The organism is Mucilaginibacter sp. (assembly GCF_965200995.1).
Taxonomy (GTDB): Bacteria; Bacteroidota; Bacteroidia; order Sphingobacteriales; family Sphingobacteriaceae; genus Mucilaginibacter.
Genome location: NZ_OZ241743.1, coordinates 3,187,689 through 3,207,401, shown reverse-complemented (window position 1 = coordinate 3,207,401; position 19,713 = coordinate 3,187,689). Strand labels below are relative to the sequence as shown.

At 45.2% G+C, this 19,713-nt stretch carries 19 protein-coding genes; 11 read left to right on the top strand and 8 right to left on the bottom strand.

The window, feature by feature from the left end:
- Positions 1-30: 30 nt before the first annotated feature.
- The 3 genes from ACY652_RS14960 to mce all read right to left on the bottom strand — a co-directional run bounded on the left by ACY652_RS14960 (position 31) and on the right by mce (position 2,108).
- The gene (locus tag ACY652_RS14960; RefSeq protein ID WP_462265190.1) at positions 31-1,230 is read right to left on the bottom strand and encodes a putative sugar nucleotidyl transferase; all 1,200 of its coding nucleotides are present in this window, start codon (positions 1,228-1,230) and stop codon (positions 31-33) included.
- Positions 1,231-1,295: 65 nt separating this feature from the next.
- Complete coding sequence (locus ACY652_RS14955; RefSeq protein WP_462265189.1) at positions 1,296-1,541, bottom strand: type B 50S ribosomal protein L31; 246 nt, start codon at positions 1,539-1,541, stop codon at positions 1,296-1,298.
- A gap of 165 nt (positions 1,542-1,706) precedes the next feature.
- The gene (gene mce, locus ACY652_RS14950) at positions 1,707-2,108 is read right to left on the bottom strand and encodes a methylmalonyl-CoA epimerase (protein WP_462265188.1); all 402 of its coding nucleotides are present in this window, start codon (positions 2,106-2,108) and stop codon (positions 1,707-1,709) included.
- Positions 2,109-2,210: 102 nt separating this feature from the next.
- Between mce and ACY652_RS14945 the strand changes: the two genes are divergently transcribed.
- The 7 genes from ACY652_RS14945 to ACY652_RS14915 all read left to right on the top strand — a co-directional run bounded on the left by ACY652_RS14945 (position 2,211) and on the right by ACY652_RS14915 (position 9,412).
- Complete coding sequence (locus ACY652_RS14945; RefSeq protein ID WP_462265187.1) at positions 2,211-3,422, top strand: IscS subfamily cysteine desulfurase; 1,212 nt, start codon at positions 2,211-2,213, stop codon at positions 3,420-3,422.
- 124 nt (positions 3,423-3,546) lie between these two features.
- Positions 3,547-3,960, top strand: coding sequence for a Fe-S cluster assembly scaffold IscU (gene iscU, locus ACY652_RS14940; protein ID WP_462265186.1), 414 nt, complete (start codon positions 3,547-3,549; stop codon positions 3,958-3,960).
- Between the two features lie 103 nt (positions 3,961-4,063).
- Entirely contained in the window at positions 4,064-4,390 is a 327-nt protein-coding gene (locus tag ACY652_RS14935; protein ID WP_462265185.1) for a HesB/IscA family protein, read from the top strand.
- A 103-nt stretch (positions 4,391-4,493) separates the two neighbouring features.
- A complete protein-coding gene (locus tag ACY652_RS14930; protein WP_462265184.1) occupies positions 4,494-6,407 on the top strand; it encodes an AMP-dependent synthetase/ligase in 1,914 nt (637 codons plus the stop codon).
- 83 nt (positions 6,408-6,490) lie between these two features.
- On the top strand, positions 6,491-7,183 hold the full coding sequence (locus tag ACY652_RS14925; RefSeq protein ID WP_462265183.1) for a hypothetical protein: 693 nt from the start codon (positions 6,491-6,493) through the stop codon (positions 7,181-7,183).
- 84 nt (positions 7,184-7,267) lie between these two features.
- The gene (gene lysS / locus ACY652_RS14920) at positions 7,268-8,992 is read left to right on the top strand and encodes a lysine--tRNA ligase (RefSeq protein ID WP_462265182.1); all 1,725 of its coding nucleotides are present in this window, start codon (positions 7,268-7,270) and stop codon (positions 8,990-8,992) included.
- A 213-nt stretch (positions 8,993-9,205) separates the two neighbouring features.
- The gene (locus ACY652_RS14915; protein ID WP_462265181.1) at positions 9,206-9,412 is read left to right on the top strand and encodes a hypothetical protein; all 207 of its coding nucleotides are present in this window, start codon (positions 9,206-9,208) and stop codon (positions 9,410-9,412) included.
- A 54-nt stretch (positions 9,413-9,466) separates the two neighbouring features.
- Here the strand turns inward: ACY652_RS14915 and ACY652_RS14910 are convergent, their stop codons facing one another.
- A complete protein-coding gene (locus ACY652_RS14910; RefSeq protein WP_462265180.1) occupies positions 9,467-10,015 on the bottom strand; it encodes a tetratricopeptide repeat protein in 549 nt (182 codons plus the stop codon).
- Between the two features lie 72 nt (positions 10,016-10,087).
- Here ACY652_RS14910 and ung point away from each other — a divergent pair, with 72 nt between their 5' ends.
- Positions 10,088-10,765: a uracil-DNA glycosylase gene (gene ung / locus ACY652_RS14905; RefSeq protein ID WP_462265179.1), complete on the top strand. Its 678-nt coding sequence runs from the start codon at positions 10,088-10,090 to the stop codon at positions 10,763-10,765.
- A gap of 142 nt (positions 10,766-10,907) precedes the next feature.
- On the opposite strand, the gene ACY652_RS14900 is transcribed toward ung, so the two are convergent.
- Positions 10,908-11,378, bottom strand: coding sequence for an Lrp/AsnC family transcriptional regulator (locus tag ACY652_RS14900; protein ID WP_462268269.1), 471 nt, complete (start codon positions 11,376-11,378; stop codon positions 10,908-10,910).
- A gap of 223 nt (positions 11,379-11,601) precedes the next feature.
- Between ACY652_RS14900 and ACY652_RS14895 the strand changes: the two genes are divergently transcribed.
- On the top strand, positions 11,602-13,485 hold the full coding sequence (locus tag ACY652_RS14895) for an Nramp family divalent metal transporter (RefSeq protein WP_462265178.1): 1,884 nt from the start codon (positions 11,602-11,604) through the stop codon (positions 13,483-13,485).
- A 30-nt stretch (positions 13,486-13,515) separates the two neighbouring features.
- Entirely contained in the window at positions 13,516-13,968 is a 453-nt protein-coding gene (gene smpB / locus ACY652_RS14890; RefSeq protein WP_462265177.1) for an SsrA-binding protein SmpB, read from the top strand.
- Positions 13,969-14,058: 90 nt separating this feature from the next.
- Here the strand turns inward: smpB and ACY652_RS14885 are convergent, their stop codons facing one another.
- From ACY652_RS14885 to ACY652_RS14875, 3 genes are all read right to left on the bottom strand, one after another.
- A complete protein-coding gene (locus ACY652_RS14885) occupies positions 14,059-14,715 on the bottom strand; it encodes a protein-L-isoaspartate(D-aspartate) O-methyltransferase (RefSeq protein ID WP_462265176.1) in 657 nt (218 codons plus the stop codon).
- 388 nt (positions 14,716-15,103) lie between these two features.
- On the bottom strand, positions 15,104-17,590 hold the full coding sequence (gene priA, locus ACY652_RS14880; protein ID WP_462265175.1) for a replication restart helicase PriA: 2,487 nt from the start codon (positions 17,588-17,590) through the stop codon (positions 15,104-15,106).
- Positions 17,591-17,596: 6 nt separating this feature from the next.
- Entirely contained in the window at positions 17,597-17,980 is a 384-nt protein-coding gene (locus ACY652_RS14875) for a DUF423 domain-containing protein (protein WP_462265174.1), read from the bottom strand.
- 77 nt (positions 17,981-18,057) lie between these two features.
- Between ACY652_RS14875 and ACY652_RS14870 the strand changes: the two genes are divergently transcribed.
- Entirely contained in the window at positions 18,058-19,635 is a 1,578-nt protein-coding gene (locus ACY652_RS14870; RefSeq protein ID WP_462265173.1) for a hypothetical protein, read from the top strand.
- The last annotated feature ends 78 nt before the right edge of the window (positions 19,636-19,713 follow it).

Below are 19,713 nucleotides of genomic sequence, written 5' to 3'. Positions count from 1 at the left end.
TTTTTATTGATTACACTCATTTATCTTATGTCAGGAAGATGATAAGATATATCTGCTCCTGTAATTTTCTGTCAAATTGAATACGCTGGTAAGCATTTCTCTTTCGGTACTGGTAAGCTCCTTCCCTTTGCGCTCATACACCCGGCCCACGGTTTCCAGCATTTTATTTAATGCATATACTTCCATACCATCTGCACCGCCCCAGGCAAAATCGGGCACAAAATTTTGCGGATAGCCCGCACCAAATACATTGGCGCTTACGCCTACCACCGTACCCGTGTTAAACATGGTGTTGATGCCGCATTTGGCATGATCGGCCATAATAAGGCCGCAAAACTGCAAACCGGTTTTACGGAACCGCTTTTGTGCATAGCTCCACAGCTTAACCTCAGTATAGTTATTTTTTAAATTCGAGTTATTGCTGTCGGCCCCAAAGTTACACCACTCCCCAACTACCGAGTTACCCAGATAGCCTTCGTGTCCCTTGGAGGAATTACCCCAGATTACGGCATTATTGATTTCCCCGCCTACACGGCAGCCCGGCCCGATGGTAGTGCCGCCGTATATCTTGGCTCCCATTTTTACCTGCGAGTTTTCGCACAAGGCAAAAGAGCCCCGAATATGCGAGCCTTCCCAAACCTCTGTATTTGCGGCTAAATAAATTGGCCCTATTTTCGAGTTGAATGTGGAGCATTCAGCTTCCACTCCTTCTTCTGCAAAAAACTGGTCGCCCATTATCACATTGGTATTGCTGATAGCTGCGCTGCTTCTACCTTTGGTGAGCAGCTGAAAATCCCGCCTGAGTTCTGCCGGGTTCAGCTTAAAGATATCTTCGGGATTGCGCAGGCAGGTAAACGCACGTACATAATCTACTGCATTTTCAGGCTGCTGCTGCGGGTTGAAAGCTAATACCTGCTCCGCAGCTAACTTAACGGCAATCAATATATCACCTTGTACCAGGGCCTGGCCACCCGGTAATTGCATAATGGCTTCTGCCAGCCGTTCATCCGGGCAAACAGCACCGTTGATCAGCAGATTACGCTCCTCAGTAATTAATGGGAATTTGGCTTGCAGGTAAGGCTGCGTAAGATAAGAATACTCAAGTTGAAAATGCCTGGCCCACTTTTCGGCTATCGTAAGTATACCTATGCGCAGGTTGGCAACCGGGCGGGTAAATGTTAATGGAAGTAAAGAAAGATGTGAGGTATCGTCAAAAAAGATGATGGCCATTGCGCAAAAATAAAAAAAGCCCCGGCTGCAAGAGCGGGACTTTTGAATATTTTAAAAATAACCTGTTATTTTTTGTAACGGTTACGGAATTTATCAATACGGCCGGCAGTATCTACCAACTTCATCTTACCGGTATAGAACGGGTGCGAAGTATGAGAGATTTCTAATTTTACCAGTGGATACTCGTTACCATCTTCCCATTGGGTGGTTTCGCGGGTATCAATACATGATTTAGTGATAAAGGCATAATCGTTTGACATGTCTTTGAAAACAACTAATCTATAGTTTGATGGATGCAGGTCTTTTTTCATTTATTAACTTTCCTTTCAAAAGTGGTGCAAATATAGGGAATAAATTTATAAAGTGAAAAGTCAAAATTAAAAAAAGTGAGTAGTGAGTATCTGCCTTCGATTTGCTTTGTTTGTACTTAATCAATTTTATTTTCACTATTTTTCAATTTACTATTGACAAATTTACTACCTTATTTCCTGGCACAATTCAATTAATACTCCGTTGGCGCTTTTGGGGTGCACAAAGCAAACCAGTTTGTTATCGGCCCCTTTTTTAGGCTTTTCGTTCAGCAACATAAAACCCTCGTTTTCCAACCGCTGCATTTCCTTATAAATATCATCCACCTCAAATGCAATGTGGTGTATGCCCTCGCCTTTCCGTTGAATGTATTTTGCTATGGCGCTTTCATCAGCGGCAGCTTCCAGCAATTCTATTTTATTAAGCCCGGCCTGCAGAAAAGCAACAGCTACCTGTTCACTGTCAACAACTTCGGTTTTGTATATGCCTGTGTTCAACAGTTTTTGGTAAACAATACCTGCTTCGGCAATGCTGTTTACCGCTATGCCAATATGCTCGATTTTTATCATGCCCAAATATTGCAAATTAATGACCGCCTTAAGCTAACGAAAGGGCTTTATCCTGATATTTACAATAAAACTTGCGTACCTTTGTGCTGTTAAATAATAAGTATGAACATCCCTGTATATTTAGATAACAATGCGACCACACCTATGGATCCACGGGTGCTGGAAGCAATGATACCCTACTTCACCCAAAAGTTTGGTAATGCGGCCAGCCGCAACCACCATTTTGGATGGGTAGCCGAAGAAGCCATTGATTATGCCCGCGAACAGGTAGCCAAACTGATTGGCGCTAACGAGAAGGAAATTATTTTCACCTCAGGCGCTACCGAGTCAGACAATCTGGCGATTAAAGGCGTGTTTGAAATGTATAAGGAGAAAGGCAGCCACATTATTACTGCGGTTACCGAACATAAAGCCGTACTGGATACCTGCAAGCACCTTGAAAAATTAGGCGCACGGATTACCTACCTGCCCGTACAGGTAGACGGTTTAGTAGATTTGGCACAGCTGGAAGCTGCCATGACGCCTGAAACCATTTTGGTTTCAATTATGTACGGCAACAACGAGATTGGCGTTGTTCAGCCCATTAAAGAGATTGCAGCTATTGCACACAACCACGGCGCTCTGTTTATGACCGACGCTACCCAGGCGGTAGGCAAGATACCGGTAGACGTAATTGCTGATGGCATTGACCTGCTGGCGCTTTCGGCCCATAAAATGTATGGCCCCAAAGGCGTAGGCGCTTTATATGTACGCCGTAAGAACCCGCGTGTTAAGGTAACCGCCCAGATGGATGGCGGCGGCCATGAGCGCGGCATGCGTTCGGGTACGTTGAACGTTCCGGGTATTGTGGGCTTAGGTAAAGCCTGCGAAATTGCCTTGCAGGACATGGAAGCTGATGCGATTCGCTTGTCTGCCCTGCGCGACAAGTTAGAAAGCTCTTTAACTGTGCTGGAAGAAAGCTATGTGAACGGTAATGTAGCACACCGTTTACCGCATACGGCCAACATCTCCTTCAAATACGTAGAAGGCGAAGGGCTGATGATGGCCATGAAGGACCTGGCGGTATCATCAGGCTCAGCCTGTACCTCAGCTTCGCTTGAGCCTTCGTATGTGTTGAAGAGCCTGGGCTTATCTGATGATCTGGCGCACTCCTCTATACGTTTCGGCTTGGGGCGTTTCACTACCGAGGAGGAAGTTAACCATGCCATTGAGGTTACCAAGAAAGCGGTTACCCACCTGCGCGAACTTTCACCGCTATGGGAAATGTTTAAGGAAGGCATCGACCTGGACTCTATTGAGTGGGCAGAACACTAAAAATGGATGTGCAGATGCGTTGATGTGCAGACAATTAAATTAAATAAACTATAAGTTGACAAGTCAGCAACACATTTTGACTTTTAACTTTTTAATTTTGAATTAACAACAAAGCTTTAAAACTATGGCTTATTCAGATAAAGTAATTGACCATTACACCAACCCGCGTAATGTGGGTACATTAGATAAAAGCAGCACCCAGGTGGGCACCGGTTTGGTTGGTGCGCCAGAGTGCGGCGATGTAATGCGCCTGCAAATTGAGGTAGATGCAAACAACATGATTACCGATGCCAAATTTAAAACCTTTGGTTGCGGTTCTGCCATTGCTTCATCTTCACTGGCTACCGAATGGCTGAAAGGCAAAAGCATTGATGATGCCATGAAGATCGACAATATGGATCTGGTGGAAGAACTGGCTTTGCCACCGGTAAAAATTCACTGCTCGGTATTAGCCGAAGATGCCATTAAAGCTGCCATTAACGATTACCGCGTTAAAAACGGCTTAGCGGCTTTTGAGCTTGAAAAATCACACCATTAATTTTTTTGGTAGCGACTATCAAGTAGTAAGTATCAAGATTTTCTTGCTTCGGCAATATTTTTGATACTTGATACTTGATACTAACTACTTGATACTAATTCCCATGGTTACCGTAACAGATAAAGCAAAAAGTAAAGTTGAGCACCTGATGCAGGATGCCGGGCTGGATGCTTCTTATTTTTTAAGGGTATCAGTACAGGGCGGTGGCTGCTCGGGTTTATCCTACAAGATGGATTTCGATAACGAGGAGAAAAAAGGCGACCAGATGTTTGAGGATAAGGGCGTGCGCATGGTACTGGATATGAAATCGTTCCTTTACCTGGCCGGCACAGAACTCGACTTTTCAGATGGCCTTAACGGTAAAGGGTTTAACTTTAATAATCCTAATGCCAGCCGTACCTGTGGTTGCGGCGAGAGCTTCTCCGTGTAACAAAATTTATATAACAGCGAAAAGGGGTGTCATGATTGATACCCCTTTTTGTTTTTGATTACAATTACTTTAAGTTTGTTCAATAAACCTGATTTAAACTTAAATGAACCCGGTAAAGCCAGATTTCACCGTACCTGACCTGATACGGAATACCGTAGCCATTCTGCATCCCGACATGCATACTTATATGACCCATAAGGTGGGTAATGAGTGGAAGGATATATCTTACAGAGAAACCATTGAAAAGGCAGACGCCATTGCCGCCTGGTTTTTGGAGCTGGGTATTAAAAAAGGCGACCGGCTGGGCCTGCTGATTGAGAACGGCCCGGATTATATCTTTTTCGACCAGGGTATACAGCAGATTGGCGCCGTAAACGCTTCCATTTACCCTACCCTTACCGAGGCCGAAACCGAATACATCATCAATGATTCGGGCATGAAGGCCCTTTTGGTCGGCAATCCGTTTTTGCTGCGCAAGGTTTTAAAGGTAGCCAACAAGTGCCCTTCGTTACAGCGCATTATACCGGCATTTGAAGATTACCGGAAGTACACCGAGAAAATTGATGTGAACGCAGGCGTACTGAGCTTTGAGGAACTGATTGCCGAAGGATTGGCAATGATTGCAGAGCACCGTTCGGCCATTGACATTGCCCGTAAGGATATTTCACCTTCAGACTTGTCCTGCCTTATATACACATCTGGCACTACAGGTGTACCCAAGGGCGTGATGCTTACCCATAGTAACTTTGTACTTACTGTACGCGAAGGCCTGAATCAGATAACCAACGTTGCGCCTACCGATACCTTTCTGTCCTTCCTGCCGCTGTCGCACGTTTTTGAGCGGGCAGCTACCTATTACATTTGTACCGGTGCCGGCTGCAAAATTGCGTTCGCCCAAAGCCTGGATTTGCTGGCCCGGAACATGACGGAGGTAAAGCCTACCATTATGAACTGCGTGCCCCGCCTGCTGGAACGCATTTATGATAAGGCCATTAAAAGCGGCACCTCGGCCGGAGGCTTTAAAACTAAAATATTTCTATGGGCGTTCCGTATCGGCGAAAAATACCGGAAGGCAGTTGAAGCCGGTAAAAAGCCCGGCTTTATCCTCAGCCGGCAACAAAAACTGGCAGACAAGCTGGTATTCAGCAAGATAAAGGAGAAAACCGGCGGCCGCATTAAGTTTCTGATCTCGGGCGGCGGCGCCCTGCCCCGCCAGGTAGGTGAGTTTTTTGGTAACCTGGGCATCCGCATTTTAGAGGGGTTCGGTTTAACAGAAACTACCGGCCCTATGGCCGTTACAGAGTATCACCGCCAAATATATGGCACCGCAGGCCGCATTATGCCGGGCACCGAGGTAGCTATACAAAACGTTGAAAGCCGGCATATTTATACCGTTCAAAATCACGAATCCTTTAAACCTGATTACCAGTCGGACGAAGGCGAAATCCTGATTCGTGGCATTTCGGTGATGAAAGGCTATTGGAACAAACCGGAAGAAACCAAAGCGGCCATTGATGCTGACGGCTGGTTCCATACAGGCGACATCGGCCGTTTTCACAAAGGAAATATCCAGATTACCGACCGTTTGAAAAACATGCTGGTGAACGCCTATGGGAAAAACATCTATCCTACCCCGGTAGAGAACGCTTACCTGAAAAGCCCGAAGATAGAAGGTGTATTCTTAGTGGGCGACAAGCGCGAGTATGTTACGGCGATCATTATCCCGGCCCGGGAACTGGTACAGGAAACCTTTAACCTGAGTAATGATTTTTTTGCACAACCCGATCAATTTATACAGGACAAACAAATTATTGACTGGATAGGGCAAGACATTCGCAAACTTTCTAACGAGCTGGCTAAATTTGAACGCATCAAGAACTTTGTGGTAAAGCGAAATCCCTTCAGTATGGAAGAAGGAGAGATTACCGTAACCATGAAAGCCAAGCGCAAGGTTATTGAAAAGAAATATGCACAGGTAATAGATGACCTGTATTTGCAGGAAGCAGAGGCGGATTAAGCATATGTTTTTAAAAAATGTTCAGGCCTTTTCTGATAATCATACTATTGATTAGCGTAGGTTTAATTATCTACACTTCATCAATGCCTTACTACACGAATATCAAAGCCAAAAATGCGCTTGATAATGAATCTGTTAATGTAACCACACTAAATTCCAAATTCAAAGATCACTATTATTCCGAGCTGGCTAAGTTAAAAACCAACAGAACCTTTTTGGAGGACTTAGGCAGCGGACTTTTGATCAGTTCGGTTATTTTGCTACTAACGTTCCTTATCTTCAAAATCAGAACATTTACAGACCTGCCCAGAATCAAATCGCTTAGCAAAACAGCTATATGGATTATTACACTAATAATGTGGCTCGCCTTGTTTCCTGCAACCTTATGGTACTACGGCTTCCGAGACGACAGAGGCGACTACCCATGGTTTGCCGATACCATTGGTATACCCATTTTTACAACAGGACTAACAATCATAATTGGCTTTATTCCGCTCATCATATTTTTATTTATAAGCACTACCAGCTACAGGCAACCGGTTAATTTATTTATTAAATACCAGTTATACACACTTAAACAAATTGTTGCTGAAGTATTTTTGGCTTTACTGCTCCTCTTAAACGTGGCGATATTTATAGCATTAGTTATGGATGGCGATCACGCTACCATTCCAATCAACTTATATTTTACCTATCTGATTTTGGTATTAAGGGCGGGTAATATATACGACTTTAATTCTGATACTGATTATTCCTCTAATCTTGTGCACAATTGAAGTAAACTATATTTAACTTCTTACCCTGCTTAGTATGGCACAAAAAACGCTATTTTTGCGCCTTAAAATTCAGCATATCCAACTATGAGTATTGCCGCCTTGTCTGAACAGGAAATTATCCGCCGCGAATCATTACAGCAGTTGCGCGCATTGGGTATCAACCCCTATCCTGCCGAAGCGTACGAGGTAACTGCCTTTGCTAAAGACATAAAGGACAACTTCAGCAGTAATCCTGATGCTTTCCGGCAGGTAACGCTGGCCGGACGCATCATGACGCGCCGCATTATGGGTAATGCTTCTTTTGCCGAAATTCAGGATTCAACCGGTCGTATCCAGGTATACATTAAACGTGATGACATTGCCCCGGGCGAAGACAAAACCTTATATAATACGGTATTTAAGAAACTGCTGGATATCGGTGATTATATCGGTGTAAAAGGCTTTGTGTTTTTAACCCAAACCGGCGAGATCTCTTTACATGTACAGGAAATGAGCATCCTGTCGAAATCCCTGAAACCGCTGCCAGTGGTGAAGCGTGATGATGAAGGCAATATTTATGATGGTTTCACAGACCCGGAGCTGCGCTACCGCCAGCGTTATGTGGATTTAACCGTTAACCCCGACTACAAGCAGATATTCATCAATCGCTCAAAGGTGATCAGCGCTATGCGCAATTACTTTAACGGGCAGGGCTGGATGGAGGTAGAAACGCCGATTTTACAGCCCGTGCACGGCGGTGCAGCGGCACGTCCGTTTAATACACATCACAATACGCTGGACATGCCTCTGTTCCTGCGTATAGCTAACGAACTTTATTTAAAACGCCTGATTGTAGCCGGTTTTGATGGTGTATACGAGTTTGGCAAGATGTTTCGTAATGAGGGTATGGATCGTACCCACAATCCGGAATTTACGGCTATGGAGATCTACGTGGCCTATAAAGACTATGTATGGATGATGGCGATGGTGGAAGAATGCCTGGAAACGGTAGCCAAAGCCGTGCATGGCACAGCAATAGTGAAGGTGGGCGAGCAGGAAATCAACTTTGCCGGCCCGTACGAAAAGCTGTCGATGTATGAATCTATACAAAAATATACCGGTATCGATGTATCTGCCATGGACGAAGGCGCTTTGCGGCAAACCTGTCGTGATCTGGCTGTTGAGGCAGACAGCAGCATGGGCAAAGGCAAGCTGATTGATGAAATATTCAGTGCCAAGGTAGAAGCCAACCTAATACAGCCTACCTATATTACCGACTACCCTATTGAAATGACACCGCTGGCCAAAAAGCACCGCAGCAAAGACGGCCTGGTAGAGCGTTTTGAGCTGTTTGTAAACGGCAAGGAAATTGCCAATGCCTATTCGGAGCTGAATGACCCGATTGACCAGCGCGAGCGTTTTGAAGACCAGCTGCTGCTGGCGGGCCGCGGCGATGAGGAAGCGATGGCCATGGATGAAGACTTTTTACGGGCATTGGAATACGGGATGCCGCCAACATCTGGCCTGGGTATTGGTATAGACCGTTTAGTGATGCTGATGACCAACCAGAGCACCATTCAGGAGGTATTGTTCTTCCCGCAGATGCGCCCCGAAAAGAAAGCCAAAATAATTACCATTGATGATTTTGTAAACATTGGCGTACCTGCCGAGTGGGTGCCGGTACTTAACAAGATGGGCTTTGGTACACCCGAAGAATTAAGGGCCGCCAATCCGAATAAAGTATTTAATGATTTAGGGGGCATGAGAAAAAAATTAAAACTGGACTTGCCCGCTTTAACCATAGAAATGGTAATGAGCTGGTTTAAGTAACAGGTATAAATCATACTTACCCAATTAGTCATTTTAACCGCAGGGAGAAATCTTCTACCGCAGGCTGGTCGCATGTAAAAGATTTCTCCCTGCGGTCGAAATGACTCACCGATGTTACTTTCCTATGATGCCCTAAAGTTTAATCAAAATATAACATTACGCTAACCGGGATTTTATACATAGCCGATAGCTTTATAAAAAAGCGAAACCACTATGTACTCAGCACTTGAAATTACTGATAAAGAATTTTTGATTAAACTTGACCGCAGCAAGTTTAGCGTGAACCTGATACGCACCTTGTTGAAGATCGTAGAGGTTGCCAATCCAACCGACGTAGAAGAACGCAGCGACTTAAAGTCGGAACTTAACAAAAGCAACAGCGCTGAACCGGACTACTTTGGTTCGCTGGAAGAAAAATAGCCTGTTCACTTCATCAGTAAACAGGCTATTTATATACCCTGCGTTGGATATTGATTAATATCCCCTGAAACCCCGCTGAACTTGTTTATCCATCTGCCCCAGCTGTCCCTTCATCATCTTAATTTGCTCGGCAAGCAATTTGTTCTTATCGTCCTTGCTGGCTTCAGCAAGATACATCTGCGCCTCGCGCTTATTGCGCTTAGCCATTGAAATTCCTGCCAGGCTCAGTTTTGCCAACGCGGTATTGTGCGACATGGTCATGCCCAGCGATAATGACTTTTTGAAGAACTTTTCAGCCTTCATGGGCGCCTTACGCGATTCTATTAAGCCCAGCAGCAGGTTGTAGTAGCCGTGCTGGTTACGGTGCAGTTGCTTTTCATAGTCAGTAATCTTAAGCAGCCACTTTTCGGCTTCATCCGTGTTTTCTTTACGCAGGTAATACTGTGCAACCAGCATGTTCTCATTAAAAAAGAAGCTTAACAGCACCAAACCACCAATCAGGAAAACGGGTATCCCCCACCCCCAATGGCCAAAAGCCATCAGGGCAATAGCACCGCCCATAATTACACAGGCTATAACCAACCGAACAATATTTGTAGTCATTTGTAATTATCCAATTAAGGTGCAAATATCCGTTTATTTGCACGCTTAATCAATTATCTAAAGTAAATTTTTATGGCGGTTGATATTGAACGTTCCTGGCTTGAAGTACTGCATGATGAGTTTGACAAACCTTATATGCAAAAGCTGCGTGAATTTTTGAAGCAGGAAAAGGAAGCAGGTATTAAAGTGTATCCCAAAGGCAGCGATATATTTAACGCCTTCAATAAAACGCCTTTCACTAACCTAAAAACAGTAATATTAGGGCAAGACCCTTATCATGGCCCTAATCAGGCCATAGGCTTATCGTTTGCCGTAAATAAAGGCATTACGGTTCCGCCATCACTCAAGAATATTTATAAAGAACTGCAAACAGATATACCGGGTTTTACGATGCCCTCACATGGCGATCTGACCGGATGGGCAGAACAGGGCGTACTGATGTTGAACGCCACCTTAACGGTACAGGCAGGCAAGCCCGGTTCCCATCAAAAGAAAGGCTGGGAAATTTTTACCGATACCGTTATCCGTACCATATCAGAACAGAAAGAAGGGGTAGTATTTTTATTGTGGGGCAAATTTGCCCAGGCTAAAGAAGAGTTAATTGATACTGCCAAACATCATGTGTTAAAAGCAGCCCACCCTTCGCCCTACTCGGCTGATAATGGCTTTTTTGGCTGTCACCACTTCTCAAAAACCAATGAGATATTAATCAAAGAGAACAAGGCGCCAATTGACTGGCAGATTAAATAGCAGATGTGCAGATGTGCAGATGTGCAGATGTGCAGATGTGCAGAATTGACTTAGCTGCTTTATGTTTTACTGAATGCCGGTTATCTGTTAATCAACTCAAAATCATCTGCACATTCGCAGGTTTGCACATTTGCACATCAAATTAGTATTCCAAAGGAACAATAGGTTCCTTTTTGCTGGTAGACATAATCATCATGGTTTGAAAGGTTTTAACCACGCTTATGCGGCTTATTTTCTCCATAATGAGCTTCTCATACGATTTAATATCGCGCACATAAACCTTCAGTAAAAAATCGCACTGACCGGTTACGTGATGGCACTCGGTTACTTCTTTAATATGCTGAATTTCGTTTAAGAAGGTTTGGATAGTATTGTTTTTATGAAAATCGAGCGATACCTGAATAAAGGTTTTTATGCCCAAACCCAGCTTCTCCTCATCAACCAGGGCGTGGTAACTTTTTATATATTCTGCATTTTCCAGTTTACGCACACGTTCAAGCGTAGGTGCTGGTGATAACCCGATCTCATTGGAAAGCTGAAGATTAGTGATGCGTCCGTTCTCCTGAAGTATTTTTAAAATTTGCAGGTCTATCTTATCCAGTTCATTCGCCATAAATTCAAAAATAGAATAAATATTTAAATCCAAAATATAATTTTATCATAGCAAGTTTTCACAAAAGCTAATTTTAAATTATTTGACAAATATAAGAAGCAACGTGCCGGTTTAACAAAAATTATAAATGTAAAACAGCACCAACAAATAAAATTAGGATACCCTAATTTTATTTGCTATTATTACATTTCAACTAAATCAGCTACGGCTTGTTATAAAAAAAATGAATCCTGAAAACGGCGAATCGCTGGGTAATGTGCATAGCTCAGTAAATACGGAAAGTAAAACCGGCTGGCGCAAATTTTTGGCTTTTGTAGGTCCTGCCTATTTAATCAGCGTTGGGTATATGGATCCGGGTAACTGGGCAACAGATCTAGCTGCGGGCAGCCAGTTTGGTTACCGGCTTATATGGGTGCTGCTGCTGTCGAACCTGATTGCTTTGCTGCTGCAAAATCTCAGTTCGCGCTTAGGTATTGTACGGGGATTGGATTTGGCCCAGGCTTCAAAGAAAGAATATCCGCGTTTCGTTAACTTCTGCCTGTTTATATTAGCCCAAACCGCCATTATCGCCTGTGATCTGGCTGAGGTTATCGGCATGGCTATCGGCTTACAGCTTTTGTTTAAGCTGCCTTTGCTATGGGGGGTACTTATCAGCCTGAGCGATACGCTGCTGTTACTGTTTTTAATGAACAAGGGTATGCGCAAGCTGGAAGGTTTTATCGTATCGCTTATCTTTATTATAGGCTTATCTTTTGTAACGGAAATGTTTATTGTTAAGCCGGACGTAGGTGCTATTGTAAAAGGTTTTATCCCTCACAGTTTAAACCCGAGCGCACTGTACATTGCCATTGGTATTATAGGCGCCACCGTAATGCCACATAACCTCTACTTACATTCATCGCTGGTACAAACCCGCAAAATCAGCCGTACAGATGAGGGTATACGTGATGCGCTTAAATTTAATATGTGGGATACCACCATTGCACTTAACCTTGCTTTTTTTGTAAATGCTGCCATTTTGATATTAGCAGCCAGCGCTTTTTTTAACCGGGGCTTTATGCATGTGGCCGAAATAAAGGATGCTTACCAGTTGCTGCAAAACTTATTTGGCAAACTGGCTCCTGCATTATTTGCAATTGCATTAATTGCCGCCGGGCAAAGCTCTACCATTACCGGCACGCTGGCCGGGCAGATCATCATGGAAGGGCATATCAACCTGCGTATTACCCCATGGCTGCGCCGGCTGCTTACCCGCTTGCTGGCTATTGTGCCTGCCATTTTCACTATACTGCATTCGGGAGAAGAAGGGTTGAGTAACTTGCTGATATTAAGCCAGGTAATATTAAGCCTCCAGTTAGGTTTTGCCGTAATTCCGCTTGTTTTGTTTACTTCCGATAAAAAGCGGATGGGCAGCTTTGCCATCAGTCTGCCCACCCGGTTACTGGCCTGGTTTTTTGCTTTACTGATTGTTGGGCTGAATGCCAGATTAGTAATCGAGCAAATTAATCAATGGAGTGCTGCAGGTGCATCACCGCTGGTGATACACTGGGTAGTTACGCCTGCTGCTGTTGCCTTAGGTTTATTACTGATTTATGTATTGCTGCGGCCACTGCTGACTAAGCATAAGGAAGACGCTGTATTTATACCTCATGGTATTGCACGAAGCATTGATAATCTGAGCCCGATAGCTTACAAGCACATTGGTATTACCATTGATTTTTCGAAGAACGATCAGGATACCCTGCGCCATGCGCTGATGCAGGGCGGGCATAGTGCGCTGTATACGCTTATACACGTAGTTGAAACTGCAGGCGCACGCTATCATGGTACCCAAACTATGGATCAGGAAACGCAAAGCGATGCCGATAACTTAGATAAATATATACGTATTATAAAAGACATGAACTACAATGCCGAAGCCAAAATTGGCTATGGTAACACCTCAGATGCAATCTCCGCCATTGTTAAGGGCGAACAAATTGAGTTTTTGGTGATGGGTTCGCACGGGCATAAGGGGCTTAAGGATTTAATTTTCGGTACTACCGTAAATTCTGTGCGCCATAAAGTAAATGTTCCGGTGTTGATTGTTAAGCCGCAAAAAAGCTAACTTGCGCCCTGTTTTTTTGTTAACATTACCATGAGCGACAATAACCTCTATATAAAGAATAAGAAAGCCTATTTTGAATACCACATTCTGGATAAATACACAGCCGGTATCAAGTTATTAGGTACCGAAATAAAATCCATACGCGAAGGTAAGGCCAACATAAACGATGCGTTTTGCACGTTTGTTGATGATATGCTGTACGTGCGTAACCTGCACATTGCCGAATACTCGCATGGTTCATTTTACAACCACGAAGCCAAGCGCGACCGAACCTTACTGCTGCAAAAGAAAGAACTGAAGAAGCTGAAGACCCGCACCCAGGAGAAAGGATTAACCATTATACCGCTGGCTATGTTCATCAGCGAGCGGGGTTTTGCCAAACTGGAGATCGGGTTAGCGCAGGGTAAAAAAGCGTTCGACAAACGCGAAACCATGAAGGAACGTGATGTAAAAGTAGAATTAGACAGGGTTATGAAGCGATAAACGGCGATAATCCGCCTAAAAAAGCAAATAACAGCCTATAAAATGCAATTTATGGCCGGGTGATCTGCCTGATATGATCATCTGCATAAACTACCACGCTTTGTCGCCCACCAGCGGAACGAAGCGGAAGGTATCGAACATCACCCGCTCATAATCGTTCTCTGCCACCTTAAGCACGGTTACCATTTTTTGCTCGTGCTCGTTGCCTACGGGGATTACCATGATGCCGCCAACCGCCAGTTGCTTCAGTAACAGATCGGGCACTGTAGGGGCCCCGGCAGTAACTATAATTTTATCGTAAGGGGCATGGTCGGCAATGCCTTTCGAGCCATCACCTAAAAAAAACTCGGGCTTGTATCCCATGTAAGGCAGCACCTGTACCGTGCGCTCATATAAGGCCTGCTGGCGCTCAATGGTGTAAACCTTTGCGCCAAGCTCAAGTAATATACAGGTTTGGTAGCCTGAACCTGTACCAATTTCCAATACCTTGTCGCCGCGTTTGATGTGCAGCAGCTGGGTTTGATAAGCCACGGTATAAGGCTGCGATATGGTTTGCCCCGCTCCAATCGGGAAGGCGATATCCTTGTAGGCCTGCGCCCAGAAAGTCTCATCGAAAAAATAGTGGCGCGGCACCTTGTTTATGGCCTTTAATACCTGCTCATCTTCTATGCCCTTCTTCTTTAACAGTTCTGTAAGCCGTTTACGGGCACCCTTTTCCCGGTAGTTATCAGTAAATTTATATGCCATTGCCGTAACAAAATTAGCTAAAAAGGTTAGCCTCACATCAGGAAGCCGCTATTTAAAACTGCAATAAATATAATTGGCTGATAATTAAACCTATTAAATTATCATGAGTCTGAATAGTTGCTGTACACCAATAGTAAGTATAGTTTGCAGGTATTGTAACATAGTAAGCTGTTCAATACGTATAGTACAGTAAATACCGTTATGAAAAACCTTATCTGGATAAAAATTGCCGGCCTCCTCTGGATAATATCGGGGGTAATAATATTCGGTTTCAAAAAGATGCCTGCACAATGGAGATCGGTATTATACCACACAGCAGCTTTACGGCACTAACCAGCGGCACCCCGGCACCGCATGAGCCGTTAGCCGGATATAGCAAGGCAATTCATCAATACGGGTCTACATCCGGCTGTACCAGGCTTCCCTTACTCAGCTTAGTGGTTTGATACTGCAGGATTACCTCCCTGATAATTGTTTTTACTTTGGCCAAAGAAATACTGTCGCGCTCGAACTTGAGTATTATGGATTTGATATAAAAACTGCGTATCCGGCTGATGAGCGGAAACTCCGGCCCTACTACCCGGTCGCCGAAATGTTTGCGCAGTTCGCCGGCAATGTAGTCGGCCTGCAGGGTTAGCTGGTCAGGGTCGCGGTGTTTGATATCAAACTGTATGATACGGTAATACGGGGGATATTTAAAGGTTTTACGCTCCTCTATCTCAGTAAAATATAAGTCTTTATAATCATTTATGATTACCTGCTGTATCACGCGGTGATCAGGATTATAAGTCTGGATAACCACCTTGCCCTGTTTGCCGCGACGACCGGCACGGCCGCTCACCTGTGCCAGCATCTGGAAGCTGCGTTCGTTGGCGCGGTAATCAGGAAATTTAAGCAGGCTGTCGGCATTGATGATACCAATTACGGTTACATCCGAAAAATCGAGCCCCTTAGCCACCATCTGCGTACCTACCAAAATGTCAATCCGCTTTTCTTCCAGTTCGTTGAGGATGGACTGGTAAGCATTGCGCGCGCGGGTAGTATCCAAATCCATACGGGCAATGCGGGCCTTGGGCAGCAGTATGCTTAGTTCATCTTCAATCTTTTCGGTACCGAAGCCTTTATACTCCAAATGGGTAGAGCCGCAGGCCGGGCAAATATTCAGCGTATCTTCCTTGTAGCCGCAATAATGGCAATGCAGCTTACGGCTGCTCTTATGGTAAGTAAGGCTTACATCGCAATTTACGCAGCGGGGCGTAAAAGCGCATATCTTGCAGATAAGCACCGGGGCGTAACCGCGCCGGTTTTGGAACAGTATCACTTGCTCTTTGTGTTCAAGCGCACGTTTAATGTCGTCCATCAGCACACCGGTAAAATGCGACTGCATGGTTTTCTGCTTCGTTTCGTCGGTAATGCTTACCACCTCAATTTGCGGCAGGCTTACGCCGCCGAAACGCTCCGTCATTTCGGACAGACCGTATTTATGGGTGCGGGCATTGTAGTAAGATTCAATAGAGGGCGTAGCCGAACCTAATAATACCTTAGCGCCGTAGCGGCCTGCCAGGTAAATGGCGGCATCGCGGGCGTTATAGCGCGGTGCAGGGTCAAATTGCTTGTAAGAGGTTTCATGCTCTTCATCAATAATCACCAAGCCAATATCATCAAAAGGCAAAAAAACGGCAGAACGCGCGCCCAGCACCACCTTATACTCGTGGTTAAGCACCTTATGCCATACCTCCACCCTTTCATTATCATTAAAACGCGAATGATAGATGCCAATATCGTTGCCAAAAAAACGGCGCAAACGCTCTATCACATGGGTGGTTAGTGCAATTTCGGGTAGCAGGTACAGCACCTGCTTTCCGGCCCTAATTACTTCTTCTACCAGGCGGATGTACACCTGCGTTTTGCCCGACGAGGTTACACCATGCAGCAATACCACATCCTTATCCTCAAACTGTTTTTTGATGGAGGTTAACGCCTGCTCCTGCGCTTCGTTCAGCTCAAAGGTGGCCGGCGTTTGCTGATCTTCGTAATACAGGCGGCTTACATTTTTGTCTTCTGCAAAAAATATCTCCTTGTCTGTTAAGGATTTGATGATGGTGCTGTTCACATCGGCAGCCTCGGCCAGCTCGGTTTTTGTGATAGCGCTTTGCCCGCGTTTAAGTTTTATATAGGCCAGCACTGCATCGGCCTGTTTGGGTGCCCGCTTTTCCAGTATAGCAAACAGTTCCTTTAACTTTTCCTGATCATTATACAGCGGGTTTAGCGTTATGTAGGTACGCTTACGCGGCTTGTACCGCTCGCTTACTTCTTCGGAGATGTGAACTATATTTTTTTCGAACAGGGTTTTGAGCAGCGGCAATACGGTCTTTTGCCCCAGCAGCTTAATAATATCACTTACCGAAAGTTCGGGCTGAATATCAAGCGCATCTACAATCAGGTATTCCTTATCGTGCAGGGTGGCACGGTCAAATTCAATGTCCCGGTTGAGCATGATGCGCGTTTCGCTGGCCAGCTTAAATGCCGCCGGCAATGCGGCATTCATTACCTCGCCGGTATTGCACAAATAGTAGTCGGCCATCCACTGCCAAAACTGCAACTGTTGCGGGGTAACCACCGGCTGGTCATCCAGAATTTCCATCAGGTACTTGGCCTCATACTTTTCAGGCGCACGTATACCGATAGATGCCACCACTGCGGTGTACAGTTTACTCTTGCCAAACTGTACCACCACACGCTTGCCTACGGCTATGGTATCATTAAGTTCGTAAGGTACGCGGTAGGTGTAATTGCGGGCAATAGCCAAAGGCAGTATTACCTCGGCAAACAGGGTTTTGCGGTCGGTATAAAGCGTATCTGTAAGTTCCAGCATGGTAAGTTATTTCCGTAGCGCCGCTATGGCCAGCGTTACCCAGCCTGCAATAAAGAGCAGGCCGCCAACCGGGGTGATGGGGCCCATAATTTTAAGCCAGTCCCACCGGAGCGCCTCCCGGCAGGCCAACAGGTACAATGAGCCGGAAAACAACAATATACCCAAGGTAAAGCACCAGTAGCTAGTAAATACCAGGTTGTTTTTAGCCAGCGGCAGGGCCGATAGCAGCAGCAGGGCAAACACATGATAAAAGTGGTACTGCACCCCCTTATTCCAAATCTCTATTTGTTGCGGCTGCAGGTAATTACGCAGGCCGTGGGCGCCAAAGGCACCTAAAATAACGGCAAGCGCCCCTAACGCAGCTGCGGTAAAAATAATTTGTTTATCCATAACACGTATAGCTAATGTATCAATTTAACCTTAATAGTATATAGCTACAAAGTAAAAATATACATTTGCACAGCCTGATGAAAAAGCTGATTGCACTTACGGTATTGCTGTTAACCGCTATTGTGCTGGTTACTTGGCTGTACTTTAAAAACCTGAATTTGCCGGAACAGCATACCGCACGCCTGCTGCAAAGTATTCCTGCTGATGCCGCACTGATATTAAATTTCAACAACGAGGACAGCTTTTATGACATGTACGACAGCAGCGCACTGTTTACATCGCTGGCCGACACTGAACAACTGCACGAGCTGAGGGTATTGAAGCAGCAATTTATGCAGCCGGCGGCAATAAAGCCGCTGATTGCTGACCAGCCGGTTTATATTTCCGTCCATCCGGGCGGCAACCTGCTGCTCACTATACCTGCGGTTGACGGGCTTAGCTTGTCAGATTTGCAAGGCCTGCTTAATCAAAGCCACCAGCGCCTGCAATGTACACCGCTGAAAATAGGTAAGCTGGGCGGATTAAGTATACGGATTGCGGGCGTTAACCGTCCGTTCACACTTGTTTATCAGGGGGGCAATGTGTTTTCAGGCAGCTTTTCGCGGGAAGTGATTACCGGGATTGCAGCTCAACTGAACGAACATGGCCAAAACCAACTGATTTCCCTGCACAGTGCACAGCAAAATAATGCACTGGCCAATCTTTACATCAATTACACCGGCCTGGCTCCGCTGATTACGCAATGGTTTAAAAATTCAAACACCGGCTTTTTTAAACCACTGGCAACACTGCCGGCAAACGCAGCCTTAACCCTGAATTACAAGCGCGATGCGCTGATGTTTAGTGGCTATACCACACTGAATACTACCCACCCGGCCACCTACTTAACTTTATTTGAAAATCAGAAACCCTACCGCAATCAATTAAAAAATATCTTTCCGCTGATTACGGCCTATAGCACCTGTTATTCTCTTTCTGATCCGGCCCGGTTTCAGCAGGAGTTGGCTGACTGGCAGGCCAGGGCCGGGTTAACCCAAGAGCGGCAAACGCTGTTCGCACAAATTAAAAAGGAAACCGGCGTTGATATCGGCAAGGAATTTAACAACGTATTAAGTAATGAATTTGCGGTGCTCACCACCCGGTTCGACGAGCAATTAGCCATTATACAGGTTAAAAACGGGCAATCTCTGCAACCGGTGCTCAACAACATTGGTACGGTTAACGCCGACAGTAGCGGAAGGCTGAACTATGCTAAACTGCCTTACCTGTTGTTGGGGGATGCTTTGAGTGGCTTCAGGCAACCCTATTATATGGTGATAGACAATTACCTGGTACTGGCCAACTCGGCTGCGGCGCTGGCCAGCTACCGGAAAATTTACGCCCGCCAGAGTTTCTTATCCAGAAATGAACAGTTCAATACTTTTGACAACCTGCTGGCCGAACAGTGCAACGTATCCTTCTACTTAAATTATAACAACGCCGCACGCCTGCTGAAGCGCGATATACAGCCGGCTGTGTATAATGTGCTTTATCCACAGGCATCCGGCGCAAACGGCTTTTCAGCGGCCGCTTATCAGTTAAGCGGCGCCGGGCAACAGTTTTATACTAATTTTTGCATGCAGCTCAACCAGCGCTCCGGTGCTGCCGCAAGATAAATCCCTCAAACTTTCATAACCAAATTTGTGCCGGTGCCGTATTAGGGTTAGGCATAACTATGCCCTTCTTCACTTAAA

Coding starts and splice junctions, on each gene's coding strand:
- ACY652_RS14960 (WP_462265190.1), bottom strand. CDS start 1,230: ATGGCCATCATCTTTTTTGACGATACCTCACATCTTTCTTTACTTCCA.
- ACY652_RS14955 (WP_462265189.1), bottom strand. CDS start 1,541: ATGAAAAAAGACCTGCATCCATCAAACTATAGATTAGTTGTTTTCAAA.
- mce (WP_462265188.1), bottom strand. CDS start 2,108: ATGATAAAAATCGAGCATATTGGCATAGCGGTAAACAGCATTGCCGAA.
- ACY652_RS14945 (WP_462265187.1), top strand. CDS start 2,211: ATGAACATCCCTGTATATTTAGATAACAATGCGACCACACCTATGGAT.
- iscU (WP_462265186.1), top strand. CDS start 3,547: ATGGCTTATTCAGATAAAGTAATTGACCATTACACCAACCCGCGTAAT.
- ACY652_RS14935 (WP_462265185.1), top strand. CDS start 4,064: ATGGTTACCGTAACAGATAAAGCAAAAAGTAAAGTTGAGCACCTGATG.
- ACY652_RS14930 (WP_462265184.1), top strand. CDS start 4,494: ATGAACCCGGTAAAGCCAGATTTCACCGTACCTGACCTGATACGGAAT.
- ACY652_RS14925 (WP_462265183.1), top strand. CDS start 6,491: ATGCCTTACTACACGAATATCAAAGCCAAAAATGCGCTTGATAATGAA.
- lysS (WP_462265182.1), top strand. CDS start 7,268: ATGAGTATTGCCGCCTTGTCTGAACAGGAAATTATCCGCCGCGAATCA.
- ACY652_RS14915 (WP_462265181.1), top strand. CDS start 9,206: ATGTACTCAGCACTTGAAATTACTGATAAAGAATTTTTGATTAAACTT.
- ACY652_RS14910 (WP_462265180.1), bottom strand. CDS start 10,015: ATGACTACAAATATTGTTCGGTTGGTTATAGCCTGTGTAATTATGGGC.
- ung (WP_462265179.1), top strand. CDS start 10,088: ATGGCGGTTGATATTGAACGTTCCTGGCTTGAAGTACTGCATGATGAG.
- ACY652_RS14900 (WP_462268269.1), bottom strand. CDS start 11,378: ATGGCGAATGAACTGGATAAGATAGACCTGCAAATTTTAAAAATACTT.
- ACY652_RS14895 (WP_462265178.1), top strand. CDS start 11,602: ATGAATCCTGAAAACGGCGAATCGCTGGGTAATGTGCATAGCTCAGTA.
- smpB (WP_462265177.1), top strand. CDS start 13,516: ATGAGCGACAATAACCTCTATATAAAGAATAAGAAAGCCTATTTTGAA.
- ACY652_RS14885 (WP_462265176.1), bottom strand. CDS start 14,715: ATGGCATATAAATTTACTGATAACTACCGGGAAAAGGGTGCCCGTAAA.
- priA (WP_462265175.1), bottom strand. CDS start 17,590: ATGCTGGAACTTACAGATACGCTTTATACCGACCGCAAAACCCTGTTT.
- ACY652_RS14875 (WP_462265174.1), bottom strand. CDS start 17,980: ATGGATAAACAAATTATTTTTACCGCAGCTGCGTTAGGGGCGCTTGCC.
- ACY652_RS14870 (WP_462265173.1), top strand. CDS start 18,058: ATGAAAAAGCTGATTGCACTTACGGTATTGCTGTTAACCGCTATTGTG.